This window comes from Fretibacterium fastidiosum (assembly GCF_000210715.1).
GTDB lineage: Bacteria > Synergistota > Synergistia > Synergistales > Aminobacteriaceae > Fretibacterium > Fretibacterium fastidiosum.
Genome location: NC_021038.1, coordinates 1,742,190 through 1,765,447, shown reverse-complemented (window position 1 = coordinate 1,765,447; position 23,258 = coordinate 1,742,190). Strand labels below are relative to the sequence as shown.

Below are 23,258 nucleotides of genomic sequence, written 5' to 3'. Positions count from 1 at the left end.
GGGCGACGACGAGGCTCAGCCCCAACAGCCTTTTGAACCTTCCGTTCATGAGAATACCTCCTCCTTACCACGCAATCACTTCATAGACGAAGTGGGCAAAAACAACGAGGGAGCCGTGCTGACCGGCATTGGAATCAACCTCTGGAACCCCTGTCACAGGCCGGGTAGAGGGTTCAGCCAATGTCCGACGTCGTGCGACACGACCTCCTCAAACCCCGGAATGCCGGACACGGCGACCGCCCTGTCCGGATACAGCTCCTCCATCGCGCTCAACACGGCCTGGATAGCGGCCAGATGACGGCCCACGCGCAGCTGGATGGGCTGGCTGCCGTCGTAGGGGACGAAGAGGCGGCCCAGGGCGGCGGCGCGCACGTAGGCCTTGTCCGCGCCCGTCAGGAACAGGGCTTCGTCCGTACGCCCCCTCAGACGTCCCTGCCCCGGGTTCGCCGCCTCCATCAGGATGGGCAGCAGCGTCGGGATGCTGTCGCCCCACTCGCGGTGACTGAGCCCGTGCAGGTTCTTCGGCGACGGCTCAAGGCGCATGGGGAGGCCCATCATCTCAAGCTCCATCGCCGCCACGGCCGCAAGCTCCATCGAGTTCTCGTGGGCCACCATGGCGTTGACGACGGGATACTCCGGAGCGGCCTCGTGCAGGTCGAAGGCCAGGTCCACCCTCTCCGCCCGCAGCATCTCCGTGATGGCGTACCCGACCCGCTGCGTCAGCCCCTCGTTCAGCGTGCCGGGAAACGCGCGGTTCTGGTTTGCCCGCGAGGTGCCGTCCAGCTCCTGCCCCGACGGAAAGTGAACGTAGGTGTTCGGGTTGGGCCACTGGTGGATGGGGTTCGTGGCCCGCGAACCGCACCGGAAGCTCCGCACCGTGCCATCGTCCCGCGTGAAGCGGAGGCGCTGCGGCGCGGCGTCCTGGGGCGAGTTGTGCGTCAACGCGGACAGGTTGGAGAAGGGCATCACGATCAGCCGCCCACGCTCCACCTGCGCTCGCTCAAGGCACACGACGGCCGCCATGTACCCCGCCGGCTCGTTGGCATGGATGCCGCCCATGATGAAGATCGTCCCTCCCGGCTCTCTCCCCTGCTGGATGAAGACGGGGGTGTCGCCCGGCGACCCCGAAAGCGACGGCTCCCACTCCGAGAGCCTGTGCCGCTCAAACCCCGGCGCGGGGGCCAGAGCGTCCAGCTCCCACATCGACATGAACGATCGTGCCGCGGCCCAGGAGGTCAGGCCAACCCCGACGCAGAGGAGGAGCGCCGTCAGCGCGCTGCCGCGTTCCTTTGCGAAAAACCCCTTCATCCGGACGCCCTCCCCCCTCACTTGATCATCAGGATGCGCAGGATCATGGGGATCAGGACCAGCGCATCGGCGAACTGCCGCCAGAAGGAACGCTCCCGAAACATGGAGCGAAGGACGAGGATCGTCATCAAGGCCAGGATTCCCCTGTAGAAAAGCGTCATCGTATTCCCTCCTCTACCGGATGTGGCGCGCAATGGCGTCGCTCATCAGGATGACGGCGAGGCACCACAGCGCCACGGTCACGCCCGGCCACAGGCAGCGGCGCGCGATCCTGAAGCGGTCCTCCACGCCCAGCGCACGGGCCGCGAAGAACGGCGACAGCGTTCCGGGCGGCATGAGGTCTCCCAGCGACGCGAGCATCCCCAGCGCGGAGGCAACGATCACGACGTCGTGCCCTGAAAGCGCCAAAAGGAACGGCACCCCCAGCACGGAGGCCGATCCGTAGGCGGAGATCGCGCCGAAGAGCGGCATGGCGATCAGAACGCTTGCCAAGAGCCCCCAGGACGGCAGCGACAGCGCCGAGACGACGACGAAGCCCTCCGCGCCGACCAGGGTCATGACCTGAATGAACATGCCCACGCCCATCAGGACGCTCATGATGGGGAGGGAGTCATCGATGGCCTCGGCTGCGGCCTCCATGGGGTTCCACCGAACCCCCGTCAGGAGGGCCGATGCGGCGGCGATCAGGAAGATGGCGGGCATCCCCAGGAAGTGCCAGTATCGGGACCCGCTCAGGAACTGCTCGGCGGCGATCAGTGCGGCGAGGACCAGGACGGGCAGCGACAGCCGAAGCGTCAGCGGCCGCGCGTTCATCCTTTCGAGTTGGGCCTCCAGCGCCCCCTCGTCCTCGAAGCGTCGTATGGCGGGATAGACCATCGCCAGGGCGAAGAGCGCCGCCAGCGGCAGGGTGCAGATCAGGAGCGGGACGGTGAAGCCGACGTAGGGGATATCGACGCCGGCGCAGATGATCATGGCGGGGATGCTGACCGGCGGCGCGACCATGCCCAGAAGCGCCCCCATGGAGATGACGGCCCCCGCGCGCTCCGGCTCCAGGCCAAGCGTGACGAGCACCGGCGCCACAAGCGCTCCGGTCGTCAGGACGGAGGCGATGGACGACCCCGTGATCATCCCCGGCGCCATGATGAGCAGCAGGATGCCGAGGCTCAAGAACGCCGGCATACGGCGGAACCTGCGGATGATCCAGACCGCGAAAGCGTCCAGGAAGCCCGTCCTCTGCGCGGCCTTCATGAAGATCATGGCCGAGGCGATGACCATGATCGTGTCGAGGTAGCCGAATTCCCCCTCCACGAGGTGCCTCAGGGGAATCCCCTCGCCTGCTGCCGCCGCGCCGGCGAGGGAGGCGAAGACCATGGCGACCGCGATGGGAAGTTCGAGCCAGAACGTCACCGCGAAGAAGACGGCGACCATCAGGAGGGCGTAGAAGCCCTCCGGCCAGAACCAGGACATCCCCCGTCGGGCTTACAGGACGCCCCAGCCCTTCAACAGGGTCGAAAGCGGCTCCTTCGTGCCCTTGACGTTGGGGGCGGAGAGGAGCTCCACCTTGCGGGACTCGGCCAACTTCGTGAAGATGCCGTCGTCGTTCCCGCCCTCCACGACGATGAAGCCGTCCGCGTAGGCCCCCGCCGTCTCGATGAATTTGTTGGAGAGGTCGCCCCGGCGCCCATCGCCGCCCACGTGCATCACGAGGACCTTCATCCCCCTGCCCGCGGCGGCCTCACAGAGCGCCTTCGCACGCGCCAGCTCGTCGTCCTGATTGATGCCCGCCGCCCCCATCCCCTTGGAGCTTGCTCCCACGACAGCGATGAGCACCTTCTGGTCGGACAGCGCCTCCGGCTTCATCAAGGCGTCATAGTCCGTCTCGACCGCGAGGGACTTCAGCACCACGCGAACCATCATGCCGTCCGGACTCTGCCCCATGGGCGTCAGAGCGACCGGCGCAGCGAAAGCGACCCCCGTCAGACACGACAAGAGGACCAGCGCAACAGCAAGGTTCTTCAGTTTCACAATGACCAGCCTCCCACGATTTTTTTACGGCGTGCTCGCAGCGCGAACCCGATCAAACGACCAGGCGAACGCATTAAACTGGCGCCGCGTTGAATGTCATCATTCTAGAGCACTTCGCCCGTTTGTCAAACGATCGGCGCGGCTTCTGGAAGAGTGCCGACTAAAAGGAACCTTATCCGTAATTTTAAATCACAGGGGGATGGCACAATTTACTGTGCCATCCCCCTACAATTCTTCTTTCACCGCCGAAACACTGGCTGCGCTACGAACGCTTGCGCGCCACGTCAGCCCAAACCGCGGAAACGTCCGGCACGTTAAACTTCTTCGGGTCAAACAATGGCTTGACGCCACTGCGTTTCTGCTCCTCGTAGTCCTTCAGGATCGCGCAGGCCTTCGAGGAGAGGAGCAGGATAGCGATAATGTTGAACCACGCCATCAAGCCACACCCCGTATCGCCCATGCTCCAAACCACCTTGTTCTCAATCAGCACGCCCGCAAAGCAGGAGATGAGGAAAGCGATGCGAAAAGCCCAAATGGCCTTGGGGTTGCCGCTGGAAAGATAGGTCACATTGCTTTCAGCCTGATAGTAATAGCCCATCAAACTGGTGAAGACAAAGAGCACGATAATAATGGCCAAAAACTGACCGGACCAGGATCCCACGGCACGCACCAGCGCCGTCTGTGCCCACAGGATGCCGTAAGCGACGCCTGGAATGTGCTCCACGATCGCCTTTTCCTGAAGGTCCACAACGTTGTAGCTGTTCGTGAGGATGATGATGAGAGCGGAGGCCGTACAGATGACGAGCGTGTCGACGAAGACCGAAAAGGCCTGTACAAGCCCCTGCTCCGCAGGGTGATCGCACTCGGCTGCAGCGGCAACGATAGCACCCGACCCCTGCCCGGCCTCGTTGGAGTAGACACCCCGCTTGACGCCCCACGATATCGCCGCCCCGACGATTCCTGCGAACGCTTGCTCCATGCCGAAAGCGGAGCGGAAGATCAGCGCGAAAGCGCCAGGGACCTTGTCGATATTGACGGCGAAAATGTAAAGGGTGATCAGGATATACGCAACGCACATGACGGGTGCAAGGAGTTCGGCCACGACGCTGATTCTTTTAATTCCACCGCAGATGACCATTGCGACAAGAACCGTACACAGAACGCCGACGACAATGTCGTTGACCTGGAACGCCATGTCAAAGCTCAGGGCGATGGATTGTACCTGAACGCCAGGCATCAGAATCCCCGGCCCCAGAATCGTCGCAATCGCAAAGAGGATGCTCAGCGGCTTAAAGTGAAGCCCCTGCTCCGAGAAGTAAGCCGCGCCGCCTGCGTACTGGTTGTTGACCTTGACCTTATAAGCCTGAGCCAAGGCTGATTCTGCAAAAGCAGCGGCCGCGCCCAAAATGGAGATGAGCCACATCCAGAAGATAGCCCCCGGTCCGCCGAAGTAGATGGCTGTGCTCACGCCCGCAATGTTCCCCATGCCGACACGAGAACCTACCGTCGTTGCAAACGCCTGAAAGGAACTGATGCCGGACTGCGACCCCTTGCCGATCAGGAGGCGAACCATATCCTTGATCAACCTGATCTGAGGAAATTTCATCCGAACCGTAAAATAGACCCCCGTGATGAGACAGAGATAGACGAGCGCATCGCTCCAGACCAGATCATTGAACGCATTAACGTAGCTGCCGAAGCTTTCCATGAAAAACGACACCTCCCAAGCGTGATTGAATGAGTGTTGATCAGTTAATCATCAAAGCTGCCGGCGGGATAGAGCGGAAAATTAGCAATCAGTTTTTCCGCCTGTTCCCTGCAAGCCTTGAGGTTGGCTTCATCCTCCGGGGCACTGGAAACTTTGTCCATGATCTTCGCGATCGCCTCGATTTCCTTCTCCTTCAGCCCGCGCTGCGTGACCGAGGTCAGGCCAATGCGCACGCCGCTCGCGATCGTTGGCTTCTCAGGATCAAAGGGTATCTGGTTTTTGTTGACGGTAATGCCCACAGAATCCAGCGCATCCTGGAACACCTTGCCCGTAATCCCCTTGGGGCGAAGGTCGGCAAGGATTAAATGGTTATCCGTACCACCGCTGACGATTCGGAATCCGTACTTCGCCAACTCCTCGGCCAGCTTTTTTGCGTTCTTCACAACCTGCGTCATGGCCACCTTATACTCGGCGCCCGCCATTTGCTTAAAGCACCAGGCTTTCGCCGCCATCGTGTGCAGGTGCATCGAACCGAGTGCACCCGGAAAAACGCCGCGATCCAACTGTTTCGCAAACTCTTTTTTGCAGAGGACCATGCCGCTTCTCGGACCGCAGAACGTTTTTGTCGTCGATGACGAGACGAAGTCGGTGTGGGGAACCGGGCTGGGGATCACCTTCGCAGCAATCAATCCGCTCACGTGAGCCATGTCAACCATGGAAAACGCGCCAACGGACTTGGCAATAGCCCCAATCCGTTCGTAGTCGATCAGCCTCGGATAAGAGCTGCCACCCTCAATAATGAGCTTCGGCTGGAATTCTTTAGCCTTCTTTTCCAACGCCTCATAATCGATGGTTTCTGTCTCCTGATTTACACCATAGAAATCAAATTGGTAAACTTTTGAGAGGAAATTTGCAGGTGAGCCGTGCGTCAGGTGGCCTCCCTGGTCCAAGCGCATACCAAGCACCCTGTCGCCTGGCTTTAGCACAGCGGAATAGACAGCGTAGTTCGCCGTAGAACCCGAATAAGGCTGAAGGTTGACATGATCTGCACCGTAGAGGTCCATAGCGCGCTGATTGGCTAACGTTTCAAGCTTATCGGCGACGTGTGATCCCGCCTGGAAACGGGCCCCTGGATACCCCTCAAGCGTCTTGTTCGTCCAAATCGATCCGGTGAGTTCCATCACCTCAAGGGCAGCCGTGCTCTCTGAGGCGATCATTTCAATGTTGTGCTCCTGGCGCGTCAGTTCCTCTAAAGTCAACTTATAAACCTCGGGATCTGAAACGCGCGCGTGTTTCAACATGATTGATCACTCCTTGGATTTTTTAAATTTTCAGAAAGCGTTAGGGGAACGTCATGAAAAACCCCTCCGTTAGTGTTTAGTCTATCATCAGTATTTTATCACGTCAACTATTCATCACAATAGATTAAGCTCGAAATAAAATCCAAAAGTGCAATCTATTTCGGTGAGTAAGTGCGCTAAAAATTCAGAAAAAGCCATAAGCACTTCAACATCAACGACCGTATTCTAAAAGTGAGAGCAGGCTGAATTCAACACGGTCTGTCAAAACCATTACGTTGTTTTTTACAAGCCTGTTGCCACCATCGCGTCAGGCAAAACAAAGGGCGGCACCCGAATCCCCCGGTGCGCCGCCCGACCAACTCGCTTCAATGAACGCCTGACGTCTCCTCACTCTGCCGGCGCGGCTCCCTTCGCCTCCCAGCAACGCTCCACCTCGGACCTGGCATCCTCGGCGGTGAGGTTGAACCTCCTGGCCACCCGCGCCAAAGCCTCGTTCCTGGAGACGCCAAAGTCCCGGCAGGCGTTCACAAAGCCCTGAACGTTGCCCTTAGCAAGGCCTTTGGCGAGGCCTTCAGCGTTGCCCCTGGCAAGGCCTTCAGCGAGGCCCTCAGCGTTGCCCCTGGCAAGGCCTTCAGCGAGGCCCTCAGCGTTGCCCCTGGCAAGGCCTTCAGCGAGGCCCTCAGCGTTGCCCCTAGCGAAGCTTCGTTCCGCTGCCTCACGGCGCACCCTGTCAACGTAATTCCGCGTCGCCGTCTCCTGGTCAAACAGCATCGTCATGATGTCCATCACCTCCGCCTCCCTGTCCTCCAGATATTCCTTCAGCACGTCGCGCTCCTTGCAGATGCGTATCGTCTCACGGATCGTCCGCCTCGTCCGACCGTAAAGCTTCACCTGACCGCCGAGAACCCTGCAGAACGACGCATACTGGCTGATCACGTCCCCAGTCCCCTCGCCGTAGAGCATCCTGGCCCGCACCTCGATCGCAAACGGCTCCCCGCAGAAAAACTCCTCCGAAAGGGAGAGAACTTCAGGGCGCGCAACCCTCTCGCCCGTGTAGAGAACGTAGAACTCCGGTCGGGGGAGCGCAGCCCTGGGGGCGTGGTAAAGGTCCGCACCCGTCCTCGCAAAGTGGTTCCGCCACGTCTGCACAAGGTACATCGCACCGCGAATCAAAACGTTCTCCGTCCACGTGCTCTGCGCCTCCACGAGAACCACCAGACGGTCCGACACCATAAAACCCAGGTCGTTATAGATGTCGTCAACCAGCACGTTGTTGATGCTGACGTCCGTCAGGTCGTCCTCCACGGTCGTCGTATCCTCGGGGTGCAGCGTCCGGTAGAGCTGAAACAGGTACTTCTTGATCTTGAAGAGGTCGGAGAACACCGTGGCCTTGACCTCGCGGTTCATGCTCCCCGCCTCATCCCGCTCCGCCCTGTCCATGCCCTCGCCTCCCTCACTCTGCCGACGCGGCTCCCTTCGCCCCCCAGCAGCGCTCCACCTCGGACCTGGCATCCTCGTCGGTGAGGTTGAACCTCCTGGCCACCCGCGTCAAAGCTTCGCTCCTGGGGATACCAAAGTTCCGGCAGGCGTTCACAAATCCCTGCACGTTGCCCCTGGCAAGGCCTTTGGCGAGACCTTCAGCGAGGCTCTGTTCCGCCGCCTCGCGGCGCACCCTGTCAACGTAATTCCTCGTCGCCGTCTCCTGGTCAAACAGCATCGTCATGATGTCCATCACCTCCGTCTCCCTGTCCTCATTATACGCCTCGCGGATGCCCTGTCTTCCGTCCTGTTTCCGGAAAGTGCGCACGAATCGCAAAATCGGAGACGCCCACCTGAGGACCATCCGGCCCAGGGGACAACACAATTCGACGTTTCAGGGGAAGAGGTGGGGGGATAATGGATTATAATTAGGGAAGCGCTGATTAATTTTCAAAAGTTGTTGAAAGCAATCAAGGAACATCAATAAAGGGTATCCTTCAGCGCTTCCCTAAAATTTTAAAATGGGGCTACGCCCCAAGCCCCACGCGCTTCGCGCGGCCTGGTGAAGTTTCAGGCACTGAAGGGAGTCTATGCGGTTGACAGTTCTCAACGACTTAATCAGTGTTTCCTTAGGTGATTTGCCACCGGGAACACAGGCGGACGCGACGAGGTTCAGGCCTCAGGCGAAAGCCCTCGCGAGCGCCCGAGGGGACCGGCAGGGCAGGACGCCGGCCCGCCCTGTAGGCTGGGCCATGGAGGGACAGAGGGCAGGCAGGGCGAGCACGGGAGCTTGAACGCAAATTCCCCCGACAGGGCGCGACGGGGTACGAAAGGCGAGGTAAGGTTCATGAATCTTCAAGTGTTTCAGGGAATCCTGATCCCCTTTTTGGGGACGTCCCTCGGCGCAGCCTGCGTGTTCTTCATGAAGGGGGAGCTCAACGACACCATTCGGCGGGCGCTGACCGGCTTTGCCGCGGGGGTCATGACCGCCGCGTCGATCTGGAGCCTGTTGATCCCCGCCATAGAGCAGAGCGAGCCCCTTGGGGCCTTCGCCTTTTTCCCTGCGGCGGTCGGCTATTGGGCAGGGACCTTGTTCCTCCTCCTGCTGGACCGGGTCGTCCCGCACCTGCACATGGACGCTCAGGAGGCGGAGGGGCCCAAAACCCGCCTCCCGCGAACGACGATGCTCTCCCTCGCCGTCACGCTGCACAACGTCCCCGAGGGTATGGCCGTGGGGATCGTCTACGCGGGACTCCTGTCCGGCGTGGAGGAGATCACTGCGGGCGGCGCCATGGCCCTGGCGCTCGGCATCGCCATTCAGAACTTCCCGGAGGGCGCCATCATCTCCATGCCGCTCCACGCGGAGGGGGAGAGCCGGCGCCGCGCCTGCGTCGAGGGCATCTTGTCCGGCGCGGTGGAACCCATCGCCGCCGTCCTGATGCTCTGGGCCGCGGAGGTCTTCACGCCCCTCATGCCCTACTTTCTGAGCTTCGCGGCCGGGGCGATGTTCTACGTCGTGGTGGAGGAGCTGATCCCGGAGTTCTCGTCGGGCAAGCACTCCGACGTCGGCGGCCTGATGTTCGCCGCCGGGTTCACCCTGATGATGGCCCTGGATGTGGCCCTTGGGTAATCGAATGGGGCCTGCGGAGCCGCGTTTTTCAATTTTTATCGACTGGAGGGATTTCTCATGAAACCGAACTACAAGAACTGGGTGCCGAAGGGCCTGCTCGTCGCCCTCGCCGTCGTGACCGCCGTCGTCCTGCTGTTCTTCCTTGCCCTGGGAGTCCTGGGGACCGGCGTTTCCGACACGGCGCGGGGCGTCCTGGCCGTCGTGCTGGGGCTCGCAAGCGCCGCCTGCCTCGTCTTCCTGGCGCTCGGCACCGCGCTGTACCGGGCCTTCGACTACAACGGCAAAAGGCAGCTGGCGCGGGCCATCGTCGAGGGGGTCGCGCAGTACGTCCGTCTGCCCGACGGCGGATGCGGGCTCGACGTGGGCTGCGGCAGCGGTGCGCTGACCATCGCCTGCGCGAAGAGGAACCCTGAGGGAAGCATGACGGGGATTGACCTGTGGGGGATCACCTACGCCTCGTACAACAAGAAGCTCTGCGAGGACAACGCCCTGGCGGAGGGCGTGGGCAACGTCCGCTTCCTTCAGGGCAACGCGGTGAAGCTCGACTTCCCGGACGAGAGCTTTGACGCGGTCACCAGCAACTACTGCTACCACAACATCGTTGGGGTAAATCGACAGGACGTCCTCCTGGAGACACTGCGGGTCCTGAAGAAGGGCGGGACCTTCGCCCTGCACGACCTCATGTCCCGCGCCAGGTACGGGGACATGCAGGCGTTCGTCGAGAGGCTGCGGGGCATGGGGTATCAGGAAGTGCAGATCATCGACACGACGCAGGGCCTGTTCATGAGCCCCAGAGAAGCAAAATTCCTCTTCCTTGGAGGGTCCACGCTGCTGGTGGGACGAAAGTAGCCCGTCCAGCGCCGCCCCCTCAGGGGACGGAAACGCCATCCTCTCTCAGGGCCGGCCCTTGTCCGCAAAGGCCGGCCCTTCGCCCGCCCCCCTTACAACAGCGACTGCACGAGCGCCGGGGACGGACGGGGGATCACCGTGGAGGCGACCATGAGCTCCACCTTCGCGGCGGCTGCGGCCACGGCCGTCCTGACCGCCGACACCTGGCCCGTCAGCGTGACGAACCCCTTGCCGCCGACGGCCAGTCCCATGCGGACCTCGATCAGCGACACGTCCGCGGCCTTCGCCGCGACGTCGGCCGCCTTGACGGCGCTCGCGATGGAGAAGAACTCAAGCACCCCGACGGCTCCGAACGTCCGCACCTGAGAGGTCATCGCGATGGCCGGGGCCACCTGCGGATGGACGTTCGGGAGCAGAAGACAGTCCACAAGCGCCGGTCCGGCATTGGCGCGGCCCGTTTTCATGGAGGACTGCACGGCGCTGACCTCTCCGCCGACGATGACGATGTACTTTCCCGGACAGATGGTGGACGCCCTCAGGAGGTCCACCTGAGCGGCCTTCACCATAAAATCACACGTCTCTATGCCGATCGCAATGCTGTTCAGCTCCACCATGCCGATCGCGTTGTTCAACGTCCTCTCCCCCCTCTTGATTGTCCTTCCCCGATGCAGCCATCCTCACAGCGGGATGGGGCCGTCAACCGGCGACGATGAGCGCGCCGCTCTCGTCGATGGACTGCACCAGACCGGCAAGGCCCGTGTGGACGTTTGCCGACACGCCCTCCTGAGCGGAGGCGATGAGCGCGCCGCGCTCCACCCGGTCCCCGACGTGGACGATCGGGGCGGCGGGCTTGCCTATGTGCTGTCGGAAGGGGACGTAAACGCACTGAGGGGCAAGGGAGCGATGAGGCTCCCGGACGTGGACTCCGTGCCAGTCTCCCAGGCCAAGGCGGGCGTAGAGGCGGGACGTGGGCACGCGCCGCAGGTCGAGGAAACGCTGCGCCAGCGGCTCCATGTTGCGCTCCTTGTTCAGCCCCTTCTCCCGAAACCTCTGTTTGAACCAGCCGTTGATTCGCCTCGGAGAGAGCCCCATGGGGCACGAGAACATCTCGCACAGGCCGCAGTCGCAGCAGTTGAGGGCGCTGCCGAAGCAGCGGACGTACTCTTCGTCGGGAAGCGTCTCCTCGCGCCACACGTTTCGCATCACCTGGTGCGGCGCCACCTCGTGCCCGATGAGGTGGCGCGGGCACATGTCCGTACACATGCGGCACTGCACGCAGGCGCTGCGGGCCTGGTGCTTCATGTTCTCGATGGACAGGACCGACCGCGTGACGAGGTAGTGGTCCATCGGAAGGATCGCCAGGTTCCCCGTCGTCTTGGTGACGACGGTCCCGTCGATCGCCTTCGGGTCCGTCAGCACCCTGCCCATCATGGGGCCGCCCACCAGCACGGCGTAATCCCCTCCGACGGCGAGGTCCGCCGCGGCGATGCACTCGCGGACGTTCGTGCCCAGCGGCACGCGAAGGACGATGGCTTTTCTCGGAGAAGATGAGAGAAAGTTCCTTTGAGGGCGATTCTGGAAGTTGGCTGGTGGGGCGGGTTTGCGGGAATTGGAAATGAGAATTTGAAAACGGCGGTGGCGGAGATTTTGCCGGTTTTTCCGATTTTCGCTCGGATTTCGGCTTTTTGAAACCCTGACCATTTTAGAGCCTTCAAAAGCCCTTCAAATGTTTCAGACCCGGTTTAAAACTGAGGTTTACGAGGATGGCCCTGCCCCGTTGGCGGGGCTCTTTTTGTGCCCTTTGGTCAAATTTTAGGCTCGACTAAGCAACCTGGAGTAAGCAACTAAAAACACAGGTTGCTTAGTCTTTCTGTGGATAACTGGGGGCGAAAGTGTTACGATTCGCCCCTCTTGTCGTCCGGCCAGAACCACCAGTGAGACCGGGGGATGAGGCGACCAAACTCCTCCTCCATTCGTTCCCGATACTTCTTCCAGGTGAAACGGCTTCCTTTGGTTTCCCGGTAGCGCTGGAAGAAGATGCCCTGCTCGCGCCACCCCGCATACTTCTCAATCCAGCCGTCCAGGATGCCCCGCTCCTCCTCCGACAGTTCCGGGCGCAGGAAGTCGAACGCCGACAGCAGCTCCAGCTCCGGCCAGTCGTTCATGCGCTCCCACGGCTCCCAACCATCTTCTATCCAGAACGTCCCCGACACGGCAGCGATGTGCTCCAGGAGCTCGCGGCGGCTCATGTTGTTGTAGGATTCACGCTCTTCATCTATATAGGCATGAACCTTATCCATTTCATCACGCCCCTCGCGTTTTCCAGTTTCAGGGAGATGTCGTAGCCCCTCAGCAATGTCTCAAAACGCTTGTTGTTCGGCCTGAAGAACGTTGCGAACTGCTGCCCCTTGAGGTTGATGACCGCCGTTTCCTGAGTGCGTTCATCGCGGAAGATCAGGACCGGATATGGATGCTCCTTCTTCCGGATCACCAGATACACGTCCCGACCGGCTCGGCGCACCAGTGAAACAAGTCTTTGATTATACTCCTCCAGTGTCCGAAAGCCCATCTCCCTTTCCCCATGAGTTTTGAAGTGGACAAAAGCAGTTGGATGCTGGCGTCCATCGCCTCCGCGGGAGCGCTCCCAAACTCTCGGATGCGTACCCCACCGGGCGTTGCGGGCATAGTCGAGGAGCCTGGGTATCTCCCTTTTGGGGGCCTCCCCGTCAATGACCCAGTGACTGGCCTTCTGCCAGGTGTCGGCGGGCTCGAAGTGTGCCACCGTCGTGGTGCGGCACCGGAAGTGATACGGCGGCATCCCCACGCCCTGAGCGACGATCTTCGAGGTCTTCGGCTCCAGCAGCACCGCCGCCTCGCTGGCGCCGGACAGCATCGGCTGCGCCTTCCTGGCGGCCTTCATGTCCAGCTTTTTCGCCGCTTCCAGCAGGCGCTCCTTCTGGCTCGATAAGGCTGACGTCGGGATGATGCGGCCGTGCAGGTGGCGGCATATCGGGCTGGTGCGCTCGTCCAGCACCGCGACGATCTCTACGTACTCCACGCCGGCGCGCTCGTAACCCGTGACGTGCCCTATCTCCGCAATCCGCGTGGCGTTGTGGTCGGCCAGCAGGTCGAAGTACCCCTGCATGGTGGGTTCCTTCGACGTCAGGAAACGCTCCAGCCTCGCGGCCAGCTCGATGCGGGTCTTCCCCTCGGTGAAGTACTCGTTCAGCGCCTCCACCATCTCGTCCTGAAGCCAACGGGTGTAAGAGTTTTGCACCCAGAAGAGCGTCTGCCCCCGCAGGACGTCCAACGCCTCCATGTCCGGTAGCGTGAAGGAAAAATCGGCCGAGACGGCCTGAAGTCCTACGCGGTACGCGGCCACGTCCGCCTGCCAGACGGGGCGGCGGGCCGCCTCCGCCAGCCCCATGCCGAGGTATCCCTCCGCCCTGCCGACGAGCCGGCCCAGTTCCGCCTTGCTGGGCGACTCCTGGAGGCCCAGCGTCCGCCCATCCTCCAGCACGTCGAACAGGAGCGCCCGCCTCTGTTCCGTCCAGGTCTTGGATAGCGCCGTCTTGAGCGCCAGGATGATGGCGTTCAGAGGCAGCGCCGTCTTACGAACGGTATGGGGCGTCAACGCGCCTTACCTCCTCCTCCAACGTCCTGAACCAGGCGCGGCAGGCCTTGCACTGGCGAATCCGCTCGACGCTGTCGCCGAGGTCGTTCGTCACGCGCACGCCGGTCTTGTCCGCGCCGCACTTCGGGCATCGCATCTATCCCACCACCTTGAAGTTTCTTGCCGTCAACACGCGCCTCCGTCCCCCGAACTCCTTCACGGCCAGGGCCAGCGCCCAGAAGAGATCCGCGTGCTTGATCTGCTCGTTCCTGTCCGCGTCGTAGGTGAAGCCCTTTTCCGTGGGCTTGCGCTTGATGGCATGGAGCTGCATCACCAGGTCGCGGTCGTTCGGGATGCGGATGCGCTGCGTCTCGAACAGCTTTTTGACCGACAATGCCATCTCCTCCTTCTTCTCCCGTGTGAAGTGGACGCGCTCGACCTTTCCGGGATAGAGGCGCTGCATGTCCTCGGAGAGCTGCATCCCGATGCCGGTAGCGTCCATTGCCAGGCGCCGTATCTTCCAGCCCTCGACCAGGCCGGCCATGTGGGAACGCTGGCCGTCAAAGGCCATGCGCGCCAGCGTCTCCATGTGCCGGACGAACACCAGCTTCTCTGCCTCCACCTGGAGCTGTTCGGCCAGGACGATGGCCGTCACGTCCTTGGTGCGGCCGATGTCGACGCCGCCGTTCACCCAGGCCGAGACGTGGCGTAGGCAGTCGTCGTCGAGCACCGCGCGGACCTCGTCCGGCTGCAGCAGACAGAGTTCGTCGGCGAAGAACCGGCACTCGTAGGCTTGCGCGAAGGTTATGGCGTCGAACAGACCGCGCAACTCCTCGATGTCCACCTGATGACCGTCCTTCACTGCATCGTAGATCGTCACTGTGTGGCGGGAGAAGCGCGGGTATTTGTCCGGGTTCGTGACGATTTCCCCGAACATGTCCGTCTCGGTGTAGGGCGTGCTGGTGACGGTGAGGCGCTTTCCTTTCGTCGTTGCAGCGGGCACGGCAGCCTGCCACATAAGGCGGCCGCGCATGTGCCACGCGAACTCGTCCAGGTAGACGTCCCCGGTGTAGCCCTGCACGGTGCGCGGGTTGCAGGGCAGGAAATACGCAATGGCTCCACCGGGGAAAATGATATTGCCTCCATCCTCCAGGTAATCCACGTCCAAGTCTTTGCACCACTTGACGGCGTAGTTCCGCACGATGTCGGACTGATCCTGAGAGGCCGAGATGACAATCTGGTTATCACCTCGTTCAATCGCGCCCAGCAGGACCTCGAGCCCCAGCAGGAAGGAAAAGCCGATCTGGCGGCTCTTCAGGCAGACGCGAAAACGCGAGTCGTCCAGTAGGAACGAGCGCTGGTAAGCATAGAGCTTATCCAGCGCTTTCTCCTTGATATCCCCGATGACCTGGGCGTCCAGACCGGGCGGCGGGTCCCCTTTTTTTCGTTTCCGTCCCTTTTTCTCCCTGGCCTCCCTGGCTGCCGACCGTTCCATCCGCTCGACGGCCCTGGTGAGCTTGTCCAACTTCCGGGCCTGAGCCTCAGAGAGGGGCTCGTCGGATGCGCCGATGGCGGCAATCTGGCGCTTCACGCCCTCGATGCTCTCGTCCGCCGTCTCCTCGTCCCATTGGTACCGGGCGCGCCAGCGAAACACCGTATCCGGGTTGAGGTTCAGCTTCTCCGCCACCTCGTTGCAGCTCCAGCCGGAGCAGTACAGGCGTTTTGCCTCGCGCTTGATGGCTTCGCTGTAGGCCATTTACACCTCCGCATGTTCTTCGTTGTACTTCAGGATGCGCTCCAGGCCGGTGATGACGTTTCGTGCCTGCTCCACCGTCAGCCAGCGGACCTCGTCGACGCCCGTCACCCTGCGCAGCCACGCACTCAGGTTCTCCGGCTTCCATCCGAAACTGCGCGTCATGGCCATGATCTTTCGGTACTGCGGCTCGGTGAGCCTGTCGGGCCCCAGTCCGGCCGCTCGGCGGCGGAGCTCGCCGATGAACAGCTCCGCCTGGGCATAGGTGAGCGCGGACATCCGCTCGGCCTCGAACATCCCGAAGATGGCCGCGTACAGCTCGTCCCTCTGGATGCCGAGCTGTTTCCGGGCTATCGACCAGATGATCTTCTTCTGTGCTGCCGTTATGGTCTTGACCTGCACCATGCACACCTCCTTCGGCTGCTCATCAGACCCCGGACGCCGCTCCGGGATGACGCCCTCAACCGCCTTGGTCGAGGGCGTTTCGCAATGGGAAGGATACGGCCTAATTCTCCGCCAGCTTCTCCTGGGATATCTCGTAATAGAACTCGTCCTTCTCGACACGCTGGACGCCCACCAGTTCCAGGCGCTCCTTTGGCCACTCGGACATCGCTTCCTTGTCCGGCTCCTCCTTCACGCGGATGGCGTCCCTGAAGCCGTACTCCTTGAGCTTGCCCAGGACCTCCTTCCACGTGGAGCAGATTTTCTTGAGTGTTGCCAGCGACGTGCTCTTGCGGAACCCGATGGTTCCGAAGCCCAGGTCGCGGCTCTTGCGCTCCAAAAGCGGCGCGATCTCGTCCTGAGTGTTCTTCTTGAGGGCGTCGATGTCCTCGTTGAGCTGCTGGTTCGCCGCCGCAACCGCTCGGTCGATCTCCGCGATCTCCGCCAGGGCGTTGTCGGCCTCGGTCAGGTCCCGAATGGGGGCGATGATCTGCTTCGGTTTCTCTCGCGCCATTACCAATCCCGTCCTTTCAATGCGGTGTATTTTGTTCTGACGTAGGGGCCATCGACGTAATCCAGCCAGCGGGGCGGCTCCTGCTCCGTCGCCGCCAGAAGAAGCTCCAGAACGCAGAGCAGCGCGACCGCGGAAAATCCGGTACACAACGAAATGGCCAACATTTTTATCCGACTCCTTTCATAATCTCGATTTCCTTTATGTTTGTGAGATACATATCCTGATAGTCATCAAATTCGATGGACGCTTTCTGGCCGATGTGCCCGTTCAAGATGGCCTGGGCTTCCCACTCATGGCGGGCCACATCCAATAAAGGGTCTTCGTCTCGCGTCTCCATAAAGTCTCGGATAAGCTTTTTTGCCTGTTCTTCAGCCGTCTTTTCATCCTCCGCTTCTATCTCGATCGCGAAGGGGCTAAGCACTGTGAAGGTGGCCTCGCAGGCAACTTTCATTCTGAATTTCTTCATGTCAGGCTCCCTTTACATGGCCGCTGGCGGCGAAGAGGAACCGCAGGGCCTCCACCATGTTGTCGCCCAGCTGCCGGGCGATGTGCGCCGCCTTCTCCACGAAGCGCATGGAGCCGTTCTTCGGGGCCAGGGACAGGGCCCGCCGCGCCCCCTCCGTCTCCGGATCGACGCCCAGGTTTGCCATGTAGTGCCCCAACTCCCGCGCCGACGGGGCGCTCGCGCGTCGGAACATATCGATGCGGCTGGTCACGTAGGTCTCACCTACCGTTCGGAGCGCGGTGTCGAAGCTCTCCAGCCCGATGAGGGAGACGCCGATTCCGGCCTCCTTCACCTCCCGAAAGACGGATATCTTCTTGAGTATCTTTGGCCGGCTGCCGTCCGTCACCAGCAGGTCGGCCTCGTCCACCAGCAGCATCCGCACGCCGCCCTCAAGAAGCGCCCGGATGGCCCTTCGGAGCCTCTGGCTGTTGCTACCATAGCAGGGCGTTCCGGTCAGTTCCAGCAGGGCGTCGATGACGTCGCCCATACACATGCCGTCGGCGCAGCGCAGGTACAGGACGTCGGAGTATCCCTCTTTGAAGTTCAGGGCCGTGTAGGTCTTCCCTATTCCGGACGGGCCGACCACGACGGAGAACCCCCGCGTCGCGTAGGTGAGGCCCAGCATGGACTGAATGAGCTTCTGCCCGTCCGTGAACCACGCCTCACGAACCTCCTGCCGTTCCCTCTGGGCCTTGCGGTAAGCGACGAGCGACGCCTCAATCTCCCCAATCACCTCCGGACGGCCTTTGTACTTGCCGCCAAGGGCCTGCGAAACGGTCCCGGTGGACTTCCCGGAGATTCGGGCGACGTCCGCGTTGCTCAGCCCAAGGGCCTGTATAACTTCCTGAAGCTGGTTTATCTCGTTGCTTTGCATATCTTCCCCTCCTTGTGGTACCCTTGGAGCGTCGCCACGGTTTTCTAAACGAGGTGGTTCCCGTGGGGGTACTCGATAAAGAAAAAATTGATCTTCCATGTCCTGAGTGCGGGCGAGATATTGCCGTTACCTTCGGCGATATCCAAAAGAAGAAGTCTTTGCGGTGTAATCGTTGTGGCGCAACGGTTACAATCGATTCCAGCTCTGCCCGGAAAGCCTTGAAAGCTCTGGAGTCCATGTTCTCTAAGCTTTAGACTTTCCCCTCTTTACCGTGGCGACAATCGTGAATTCAGGCTGACAGTCCATGAGTGCGTTTAAAGCCTCAAGCCATCTCCTGTATTTCTTGAATCCTCTTGCAGAAAGGTGTATCCTTGCGACAGCTTTCCCCCTTTTCATCTTCCGGCACCTCCTTTCTCCGCTATTTAGCCTGTGCCGTCGGGCCGACGCCCATGCTTTCGGCCAGAGCGATGATCTTCCGGTCCAGCTCCGCGTCGTTCACGACCAACTCCTCCCGCACCGCCGCAAGCTCCTGCACCTCCGCGGCAGCCTTCGCGTAGGGCGTGAGGCGATGGACCTTCGTCTCCGGCCTGACAAGCTGCTTCGTCAGCTCCAGCCAGTGTTTGATCAGCTCGTTTTGGCGGCGTATCTTGCCGACCACGGCGTCCATGTCGTGCGGGTCCTCCTTGCCCCATTCCTCGGCAGTACAGATGAGCCCGTGGCTTTCCAAATCCAGACAATGGACGACGCTCCGGTCGTAGGGGTTGAAGCGAACCTCCACCTTCTTCCCCGTGCCTCGTCCGCAGTAGGAGGAAAGCTCCGGCGCGTACCAACGGCATTTCCCGAACCCCGGCAGAGTCATCTCGACCTGGCTGTTCCGGGCCTGCCGGACGACGGCGGGCCAAAAGAGGAAGTCGAGCGTCCGGTCATCTATACGGGTCAGCGGGCGCTGGATGCCCTCCAGGAAGCACCGTCCTGGCTCGATCTTCTCCTCGACCATCGTGTGCCGGTGCCACTCCTGTATGGTCTGGAGGACGATCTCGAAGAAGTCCCGTGCGTGGAGCAGTTTCCCGTCCTTGATCTCCTCGCGAAGCGTCGCCTGGATGAACTCGTTCCGCTTCTCGTCCTTCTTGTCCTGGCGGCTGTAGCCGGGAAGGTTCTTCTGCATCAATGGGTTTTCCAAGGCATGGAAGAACCAGCTCTCGATGGGCTTGGCCTGCGCGTTGCGCGGCTTCGCCTTCTTGTGGCCGATCTGTTCCTCGTCGCCGTCCATTGCCCTGAAAGCCGCATAGCCGGAGAGCTGCTTGCGGAGGTAGGCCACGTAGTCGCTGCGCTCCGGCCGTCCCCAGTCCGTGTACAGGTTCTCCGGAATGCCCCACCGGCAGGCCTCGCGGAGCGCGAACCCGACGGCGTATTTGTCGTAGTTGCCCATCACGGGCCAGATGCCGGAGAAGTAACGGCTTCGGAAATCCGCCCAGGCGAACATCTGCGGTCGAATTGGCGTGCCGTCGTCGTCAAAGACGGTGTAGTCAAAGATGTGCTGGTCGCCCACCAGGACCTCGTAGACCTTGTAGCAGCTGAAGTCGCGAAGCACGGCCGGCTTGACCATCAGCTCCAGGCCCCGGTGTCCGGTCCGGGTGAGAACGCGAACGGCGTCCGGCATCTCGTTCCACTTCCTGTAAAAGGAAGCCAGCGACCCCACCTCCCAGCCCTGTTTCTCCGCTTCCTCCGCGGTCTCAAGGTAGGCGCGCTTGACGTCCATGCGGGGGTTATTGGCTAGCAAGGACAGGCCGTACTCCAGTGCCTGGGGCGCAAAGGTGCGGCTCTTCACCGCCACCTCAAGCGGCCCCGACGAGAAGGAGAGTGCCACGGCAAGGGGCGCGCGGTCCGAGACGACCTTGCCCCTCTTCCGCTCCGTGAGCCAGCGGTAGATGGTGGGGACGGAGACGTGCTCGTCGGCCGCGATGCGGGCATACCACTCGCCGACGGGGATGCCTGCGGGGCACTCCGCCGCGCGCTTCAGGACGCGCAGGCGCTTTGCGGTCTTCTTGTCCAGTCGTTCCGGTGCTATGCCCACTTTCTCCGCCTCCTTCGCTGCCCGCACCCTCTCCCAGCGATCTCCCTTCAGCCCCAACGCCTCCCGCACTTCGTCCGGCACCGCCGGGTCCAGGGCCGAGACTTGCCAGACCTTGCCGCCTTGACCACATCCATGCCCGTCAATCTGCTGAATGTGCTGGTAACGACCTTCCTGCAGTGCTTTGCGCACGGCTTGAGGCGTTATATTCAGGAGTCCGGCAAGTTGGGAGACGGTCAGCCACATGTGCGCGCTTCCTTTCATGGTGTTCTGATGGAAACTGGCCTCATCAGCGTGGGGTTGACCCACGGACGCCCCCGGCCTTTCGACCGGGTGCAGAGGCTATGCCCCTGCGGGCGTTTCGGCCTGCCAATGCTCACGTGCTCCTGGGCGTCACGGCCATTTCCTTGAACTCCCTGCACAGTCGGTAAAGGGAATGGACGCTGCCGATCTTCCAGCCGTTCTCCTCCGCAAGGTCCTTCAACCGGTCGTAGGTTCCCTTGACCTCAAGGTCGGGGTTTTCGGCAAACTCGTTCAAGAACCACTGAACCGCTTCCTCATCCGCAGATTTTGATGCCTGTGTCCCGTTCAAGAGCTTCGATTACCCTCAAGGAAACACCACTCTTAGGGCGCTTTTCTTTCCCTGCAAAACGACTGACAAGCCCAGTCACAAGATTGGCAGTGTAGCCGTTTTCTCTTGCCCAAGCAGATAAAGTCAGTCCCTTCAACAGCAAAAGTCCCCTCAAAGATTTTTTTGTTGCGGTAGTTTGCAACATGGGGTATCATCTCCTCAAAAAGTGTCGTTTTAGGCAACTTTATTGAGTAGGATAATAAGACAAAATGGGCATATAGTCAAGGGGAAGATGTCATTTTGGACAACATTTATACTCGCCTCATTGAAATCCGTAAGGCTTTAGGCTTGACACAGAAGCAGGTGTCTGAAGGCGCGGGCGTAGCTCTTAGGACTTATTGTCGCTATGAATCAGGGGAAGGAAGTAGGGATATACCTTCGTCCCTTCTTAAGTTTATTGCCCAAAATGACGTCAATGTTAACTGGCTCCTAACCGGCGAGGGAGAGATGATGCGGGGCAAGGGCGAAGCTGAGAGCGTGGCCGCGGAGGCAATCGAGGCGTTGAGCGAGGACCGAATGCTGGAGAAGATCGTGCTGATGCTCGCGGAGATGTCCGACGATGAGCGGCGGGAGGTGTTTGACCATGTTTCAAAAGCGAAACACCTGAGCGACTTGGAGCGTCGGGTGCGGGAGTTGGAGCGGGCGGAGTAAGCTGGGCTGGAGTACCTTGTCGGAGGATGGGGTGTAGGAAGAAGTAAAGGAGGAGTCGTGATGTTACCACTGTTAATCTTGGTTTCTGGGTTACTTCTTGCCTTATATGTCGGACGCTTTATCTTTCGTCGTCTGCGTTTGAAGGGCCGCGGGAAATTTTTAAGCGGGTTCATTGCTGTCATCGTTGGGCCTTTTGTCTTTTTCGTGTATGTCGGCAGTCTCGCGAATGTGGCAATGCTTAAAGAGCAGGGGCCTTCTCTCTCAAAAGATGCCGTTCTCGATTCTCAGAAAGTATCTTCAGAAACAAAGCCAGCCGACGTTACTATCCTCGATCTTCCTGAAGAACCTCAGGAGGAGGTGCAGGATGAATCTGTGGTCCCTTTGCTTGGCTGCGATTCTAAAACATTCCAGAAAAAATTCAATCAAGCTGCAAAAACCTTTAAGTCAAACCTGCGCTGTGAGACTCTGAAACTTGAAACAGGAGCCGTCAACGATTCGTTTATTGCTTCGGTGACGGAGAATATTGCTTTGATTGGCAGCATTGATAAAAAGACGCAACAACTTCAATCCGTCACCATGATTGCCCAAGGAGATGGCACCATGCACAGCGGGGCTAACATCATGCTTGGGATCGGCCAGTTGATCATGGCAACAGCACCAGAATTGGACGCAAAAGGGCGCGGTCAACTGTTGAAGGATATGGGGCTCACGCCAGAAAATTTGGAGGACGGCAAAGAAGGCAGACACGTTATAGGGAACAAAAAATTCTTTTTCTCGATGTCTGACCTGATCGGCCTTTGGTTTGGAGTGGAGGCTGTCGAGCCTAAAGGCAAGCCATGAAACGTGTTCTTTCGCTTGGCATTCTCGCGGCGTTCCTGTTGTCTCTTGGGGCCACGCTTGTCTTTCAGGTGAGCGCGGAAGGCGAGGAGTACATGGTCTGGATCGCCACCTCCGGCAAGGGTAAGAAGTATCACGAGGAAGACTGCCGCACGCTGAAGAAAGGCAAACGCTCTATCCCGCTCTCCAAGGCGAAGGCTATGGGGTACGAGCCATGTGAGGTGTGCAATCCGGGCGATGGCGAAGACTGGTGAGCGCGAGGTGCGGGCGTTGAGGGTGGGGAAAGCAGAGTAGAGGTTCAGGATGATGACGGTCATCGCCCCGCCGGAGGATGGGGTGGAGGAGATAATCGCTTTTTATTTTGAGGGGGTATCCTATGAAATTCGAGTTCATTCACAACGACCTCGGTCAGCGTAACAAAGGGGAAATCGTAGAAGTCACTCTGACAATGGCTGCTAATGTCCAACTCATGGACAGTTCCAACTTTGCAAATTATAGAAATGGGAGAGACTACCGTTATATTGGCGGCTTAGCAAAACAATCCCCATTTTACCTTAGTATCCCCAGTCCAGGTCGTTGGCATGTCGCTATTGATACTCGTGGCCTTGCTAATGGCACGCGTGCATCTGTACGGATATTGCCTGCCCCTCTGCCAGAAGCGAAAGGGATTTCTCTATCTTCAATCCCCTCGTTGGTCAGGCAAGATGTGTCTCCTCCTTACACCACAAATCGAGATACCTACGATGTTTTTATCTCTCATGCTTCCGAGGATAAAGACGGCATTGTTCGGGAACTGGCGGAAGCTTTGCGAGAAGAGAGATTGAGGGTTTGGTATGACGAGTTCACACTTCAGATCGGAGATAGCCTTCGGCGAAAAATAGATCAAGGCTTGGCAAATAGCCGTGTCGGCATTGTTATCTTGTCTCCGGCCTTCATGAAAAAAGGCTGGACGAACTATGAGTTGGATGGGCTTGTAACCCGTTCCGTTTCCGGTGAGCAAATTCTATTGCCCATCTGGCATAACGTCACCAAGCAACAGGTGATAGATTACAGTCCATCTTTAGCCGA

At 60.2% G+C, this 23,258-nt stretch carries 29 protein-coding genes and 1 other RNA gene; 6 read left to right on the top strand and 24 right to left on the bottom strand.

Annotated features, from left to right (window positions below; genetic code table 11):
- Window positions 1-153 precede the first annotated feature (153 nt).
- The 8 genes from SY1_RS08220 to SY1_RS08185 all read right to left on the bottom strand — a co-directional run bounded on the left by SY1_RS08220 (window position 154) and on the right by SY1_RS08185 (window position 8,149).
- Window positions 154-1,308, bottom strand: a complete 1,155-nt coding sequence (locus SY1_RS08220) for a succinylglutamate desuccinylase/aspartoacylase domain-containing protein (RefSeq protein WP_015556753.1) — start codon at window positions 1,306-1,308, stop codon at window positions 154-156.
- A gap of 17 nt (window positions 1,309-1,325) precedes the next feature.
- Window positions 1,326-1,469, bottom strand: coding sequence for a hypothetical protein (locus SY1_RS08215; RefSeq protein ID WP_015556752.1), 144 nt, complete (start codon window positions 1,467-1,469; stop codon window positions 1,326-1,328).
- Window positions 1,470-1,482: 13 nt separating this feature from the next.
- Window positions 1,483-2,775 carry a TRAP transporter large permease subunit gene (locus SY1_RS08210; RefSeq protein ID WP_015556751.1) on the bottom strand — a complete coding sequence of 431 codons (1,293 nt, stop codon included), beginning with the start codon at window positions 2,773-2,775 and terminating at the stop codon, window positions 1,483-1,485.
- Window positions 2,776-2,787: 12 nt separating this feature from the next.
- Window positions 2,788-3,333, bottom strand: coding sequence for a DUF6305 family protein (locus SY1_RS08205; RefSeq protein WP_208873389.1), 546 nt, complete (start codon window positions 3,331-3,333; stop codon window positions 2,788-2,790).
- 262 nt (window positions 3,334-3,595) lie between these two features.
- Window positions 3,596-5,041, bottom strand: coding sequence for an alanine/glycine:cation symporter family protein (locus SY1_RS08200; protein WP_015556750.1), 1,446 nt, complete (start codon window positions 5,039-5,041; stop codon window positions 3,596-3,598).
- A gap of 44 nt (window positions 5,042-5,085) precedes the next feature.
- Complete coding sequence (locus SY1_RS08195) at window positions 5,086-6,342, bottom strand: serine hydroxymethyltransferase (RefSeq protein WP_015556749.1); 1,257 nt, start codon at window positions 6,340-6,342, stop codon at window positions 5,086-5,088.
- A 387-nt stretch (window positions 6,343-6,729) separates the two neighbouring features.
- A complete protein-coding gene (locus SY1_RS08190; protein ID WP_015556748.1) occupies window positions 6,730-7,782 on the bottom strand; it encodes a hypothetical protein in 1,053 nt (350 codons plus the stop codon).
- 13 nt (window positions 7,783-7,795) lie between these two features.
- Window positions 7,796-8,149 carry a hypothetical protein gene (locus SY1_RS08185; protein ID WP_208873388.1) on the bottom strand — a complete coding sequence of 118 codons (354 nt, stop codon included), beginning with the start codon at window positions 8,147-8,149 and terminating at the stop codon, window positions 7,796-7,798.
- Window positions 8,150-8,668: 519 nt separating this feature from the next.
- Here SY1_RS08185 and SY1_RS08180 point away from each other — a divergent pair.
- Together SY1_RS08180 and SY1_RS08175 are read left to right on the top strand one after the other, a co-directional pair.
- The gene (locus tag SY1_RS08180) at window positions 8,669-9,451 is read left to right on the top strand and encodes a ZIP family metal transporter (protein WP_015556747.1); all 783 of its coding nucleotides are present in this window, start codon (window positions 8,669-8,671) and stop codon (window positions 9,449-9,451) included.
- 57 nt (window positions 9,452-9,508) lie between these two features.
- Window positions 9,509-10,300 (top strand): class I SAM-dependent methyltransferase, encoded by a 792-nt coding sequence (locus SY1_RS08175; RefSeq protein ID WP_015556746.1) that lies wholly within the window; start codon window positions 9,509-9,511, stop codon window positions 10,298-10,300.
- 92 nt (window positions 10,301-10,392) lie between these two features.
- Here SY1_RS08175 and SY1_RS08170 read toward each other — a convergent pair whose 3' ends face one another.
- The 16 genes from SY1_RS08170 to SY1_RS08095 all read right to left on the bottom strand — a co-directional run bounded on the left by SY1_RS08170 (window position 10,393) and on the right by SY1_RS08095 (window position 20,847).
- On the bottom strand, window positions 10,393-10,932 hold the full coding sequence (locus tag SY1_RS08170) for a BMC domain-containing protein (protein ID WP_208873386.1): 540 nt from the start codon (window positions 10,930-10,932) through the stop codon (window positions 10,393-10,395).
- Window positions 10,933-10,996: 64 nt separating this feature from the next.
- The gene (locus SY1_RS08165; protein WP_208873384.1) at window positions 10,997-11,818 is read right to left on the bottom strand and encodes a 4Fe-4S dicluster domain-containing protein; all 822 of its coding nucleotides are present in this window, start codon (window positions 11,816-11,818) and stop codon (window positions 10,997-10,999) included.
- Window positions 11,819-12,195: 377 nt separating this feature from the next.
- Window positions 12,196-12,600 (bottom strand): hypothetical protein, encoded by a 405-nt coding sequence (locus SY1_RS08160; RefSeq protein ID WP_208873382.1) that lies wholly within the window; start codon window positions 12,598-12,600, stop codon window positions 12,196-12,198.
- Window positions 12,576-13,934, bottom strand: a complete 1,359-nt coding sequence (locus SY1_RS08155) for a structural protein (protein ID WP_208873380.1) — start codon at window positions 13,932-13,934, stop codon at window positions 12,576-12,578. The genes SY1_RS08160 and SY1_RS08155 overlap by 25 nt, the downstream gene beginning before the upstream one ends.
- Window positions 13,912-14,070 (bottom strand): NrdR family transcriptional regulator, encoded by a 159-nt coding sequence (locus SY1_RS08150; RefSeq protein ID WP_015556744.1) that lies wholly within the window; start codon window positions 14,068-14,070, stop codon window positions 13,912-13,914. Before SY1_RS08150 ends, SY1_RS08155 begins: the two co-directional genes overlap by 23 nt.
- On the bottom strand, window positions 14,071-15,669 hold the full coding sequence (locus tag SY1_RS08145; protein ID WP_015556743.1) for a terminase large subunit domain-containing protein: 1,599 nt from the start codon (window positions 15,667-15,669) through the stop codon (window positions 14,071-14,073). It lies immediately after the preceding gene.
- Window positions 15,670-16,071, bottom strand: coding sequence for a phage protein GemA/Gp16 family protein (locus SY1_RS08140; protein ID WP_015556742.1), 402 nt, complete (start codon window positions 16,069-16,071; stop codon window positions 15,670-15,672).
- A 9-nt stretch (window positions 16,072-16,080) separates the two neighbouring features.
- An RNA gene (locus SY1_RS08135) (hammerhead ribozyme type II) lies at window positions 16,081-16,156 on the bottom strand.
- A gap of 15 nt (window positions 16,157-16,171) precedes the next feature.
- Window positions 16,172-16,621, bottom strand: coding sequence for a host-nuclease inhibitor Gam family protein (locus SY1_RS08130; protein WP_015556741.1), 450 nt, complete (start codon window positions 16,619-16,621; stop codon window positions 16,172-16,174).
- The gene (locus tag SY1_RS08125; protein ID WP_015556740.1) at window positions 16,621-16,785 is read right to left on the bottom strand and encodes a hypothetical protein; all 165 of its coding nucleotides are present in this window, start codon (window positions 16,783-16,785) and stop codon (window positions 16,621-16,623) included. Before SY1_RS08125 ends, SY1_RS08130 begins: the two co-directional genes overlap by 1 nt.
- A 2-nt stretch (window positions 16,786-16,787) precedes the next feature.
- A complete protein-coding gene (locus SY1_RS08120; protein ID WP_015556739.1) occupies window positions 16,788-17,087 on the bottom strand; it encodes a hypothetical protein in 300 nt (99 codons plus the stop codon).
- A gap of 1 nt (window position 17,088) precedes the next feature.
- Window positions 17,089-18,000: an AAA family ATPase gene (locus SY1_RS08115; RefSeq protein ID WP_015556738.1), complete on the bottom strand. Its 912-nt coding sequence runs from the start codon at window positions 17,998-18,000 to the stop codon at window positions 17,089-17,091.
- Window positions 18,001-18,243: 243 nt separating this feature from the next.
- Window positions 18,244-18,396, bottom strand: coding sequence for a hypothetical protein (locus SY1_RS08110; RefSeq protein ID WP_208873378.1), 153 nt, complete (start codon window positions 18,394-18,396; stop codon window positions 18,244-18,246).
- Window positions 18,397-18,418: 22 nt separating this feature from the next.
- A complete protein-coding gene (locus tag SY1_RS08105) occupies window positions 18,419-20,317 on the bottom strand; it encodes a DNA-binding domain-containing protein (protein WP_208873376.1) in 1,899 nt (632 codons plus the stop codon).
- Between the two features lie 130 nt (window positions 20,318-20,447).
- Window positions 20,448-20,609 (bottom strand): DNA-binding domain-containing protein, encoded by a 162-nt coding sequence (locus SY1_RS08100; RefSeq protein WP_208873374.1) that lies wholly within the window; start codon window positions 20,607-20,609, stop codon window positions 20,448-20,450.
- A 19-nt stretch (window positions 20,610-20,628) separates the two neighbouring features.
- Window positions 20,629-20,847, bottom strand: coding sequence for a hypothetical protein (locus tag SY1_RS08095; protein ID WP_208873372.1), 219 nt, complete (start codon window positions 20,845-20,847; stop codon window positions 20,629-20,631).
- A 95-nt stretch (window positions 20,848-20,942) separates the two neighbouring features.
- Between SY1_RS08095 and SY1_RS08090 the strand changes: the two genes are divergently transcribed.
- From SY1_RS08090 to SY1_RS08075, 4 genes are all read left to right on the top strand, one after another.
- Window positions 20,943-21,353, top strand: coding sequence for a helix-turn-helix domain-containing protein (locus tag SY1_RS08090; protein WP_208873370.1), 411 nt, complete (start codon window positions 20,943-20,945; stop codon window positions 21,351-21,353).
- A 60-nt stretch (window positions 21,354-21,413) separates the two neighbouring features.
- Complete coding sequence (locus SY1_RS08085; protein ID WP_015556737.1) at window positions 21,414-22,193, top strand: hypothetical protein; 780 nt, start codon at window positions 21,414-21,416, stop codon at window positions 22,191-22,193.
- Window positions 22,190-22,444, top strand: coding sequence for a hypothetical protein (locus tag SY1_RS08080; protein ID WP_015556736.1), 255 nt, complete (start codon window positions 22,190-22,192; stop codon window positions 22,442-22,444). Before SY1_RS08085 ends, SY1_RS08080 begins: the two co-directional genes overlap by 4 nt.
- Before the next feature lie 122 nt (window positions 22,445-22,566).
- Window positions 22,567-23,258: DUF1883 domain-containing protein (locus SY1_RS08075; protein WP_208873369.1), on the top strand; the 692-nt coding region annotated here is incomplete at its 3' end.

Coding starts and splice junctions, on each gene's coding strand:
- SY1_RS08220 (WP_015556753.1), bottom strand. CDS start 1,308: ATGAAGGGGTTTTTCGCAAAGGAACGCGGCAGCGCGCTGACGGCGCTC.
- SY1_RS08215 (WP_015556752.1), bottom strand. CDS start 1,469: ATGACGCTTTTCTACAGGGGAATCCTGGCCTTGATGACGATCCTCGTC.
- SY1_RS08210 (WP_015556751.1), bottom strand. CDS start 2,775: ATGTCCTGGTTCTGGCCGGAGGGCTTCTACGCCCTCCTGATGGTCGCC.
- SY1_RS08200 (WP_015556750.1), bottom strand. CDS start 5,041: ATGGAAAGCTTCGGCAGCTACGTTAATGCGTTCAATGATCTGGTCTGG.
- SY1_RS08195 (WP_015556749.1), bottom strand. CDS start 6,342: ATGTTGAAACACGCGCGCGTTTCAGATCCCGAGGTTTATAAGTTGACT.
- SY1_RS08190 (WP_015556748.1), bottom strand. CDS start 7,782: ATGGACAGGGCGGAGCGGGATGAGGCGGGGAGCATGAACCGCGAGGTC.
- SY1_RS08180 (WP_015556747.1), top strand. CDS start 8,669: ATGAATCTTCAAGTGTTTCAGGGAATCCTGATCCCCTTTTTGGGGACG.
- SY1_RS08175 (WP_015556746.1), top strand. CDS start 9,509: ATGAAACCGAACTACAAGAACTGGGTGCCGAAGGGCCTGCTCGTCGCC.
- SY1_RS08160 (WP_208873382.1), bottom strand. CDS start 12,600: ATGGATAAGGTTCATGCCTATATAGATGAAGAGCGTGAATCCTACAAC.
- SY1_RS08150 (WP_015556744.1), bottom strand. CDS start 14,070: ATGCGATGCCCGAAGTGCGGCGCGGACAAGACCGGCGTGCGCGTGACG.
- SY1_RS08145 (WP_015556743.1), bottom strand. CDS start 15,669: ATGGCCTACAGCGAAGCCATCAAGCGCGAGGCAAAACGCCTGTACTGC.
- SY1_RS08140 (WP_015556742.1), bottom strand. CDS start 16,071: ATGGTGCAGGTCAAGACCATAACGGCAGCACAGAAGAAGATCATCTGG.
- SY1_RS08130 (WP_015556741.1), bottom strand. CDS start 16,621: ATGGCGCGAGAGAAACCGAAGCAGATCATCGCCCCCATTCGGGACCTG.
- SY1_RS08125 (WP_015556740.1), bottom strand. CDS start 16,785: ATGTTGGCCATTTCGTTGTGTACCGGATTTTCCGCGGTCGCGCTGCTC.
- SY1_RS08120 (WP_015556739.1), bottom strand. CDS start 17,087: ATGAAGAAATTCAGAATGAAAGTTGCCTGCGAGGCCACCTTCACAGTG.
- SY1_RS08115 (WP_015556738.1), bottom strand. CDS start 18,000: ATGCAAAGCAACGAGATAAACCAGCTTCAGGAAGTTATACAGGCCCTT.
- SY1_RS08110 (WP_208873378.1), bottom strand. CDS start 18,396: ATGAAAAGGGGGAAAGCTGTCGCAAGGATACACCTTTCTGCAAGAGGA.
- SY1_RS08105 (WP_208873376.1), bottom strand. CDS start 20,317: ATGTGGCTGACCGTCTCCCAACTTGCCGGACTCCTGAATATAACGCCT.
- SY1_RS08095 (WP_208873372.1), bottom strand. CDS start 20,847: ATGTTGCAAACTACCGCAACAAAAAAATCTTTGAGGGGACTTTTGCTG.
- SY1_RS08085 (WP_015556737.1), top strand. CDS start 21,414: ATGTTACCACTGTTAATCTTGGTTTCTGGGTTACTTCTTGCCTTATAT.
- SY1_RS08080 (WP_015556736.1), top strand. CDS start 22,190: ATGAAACGTGTTCTTTCGCTTGGCATTCTCGCGGCGTTCCTGTTGTCT.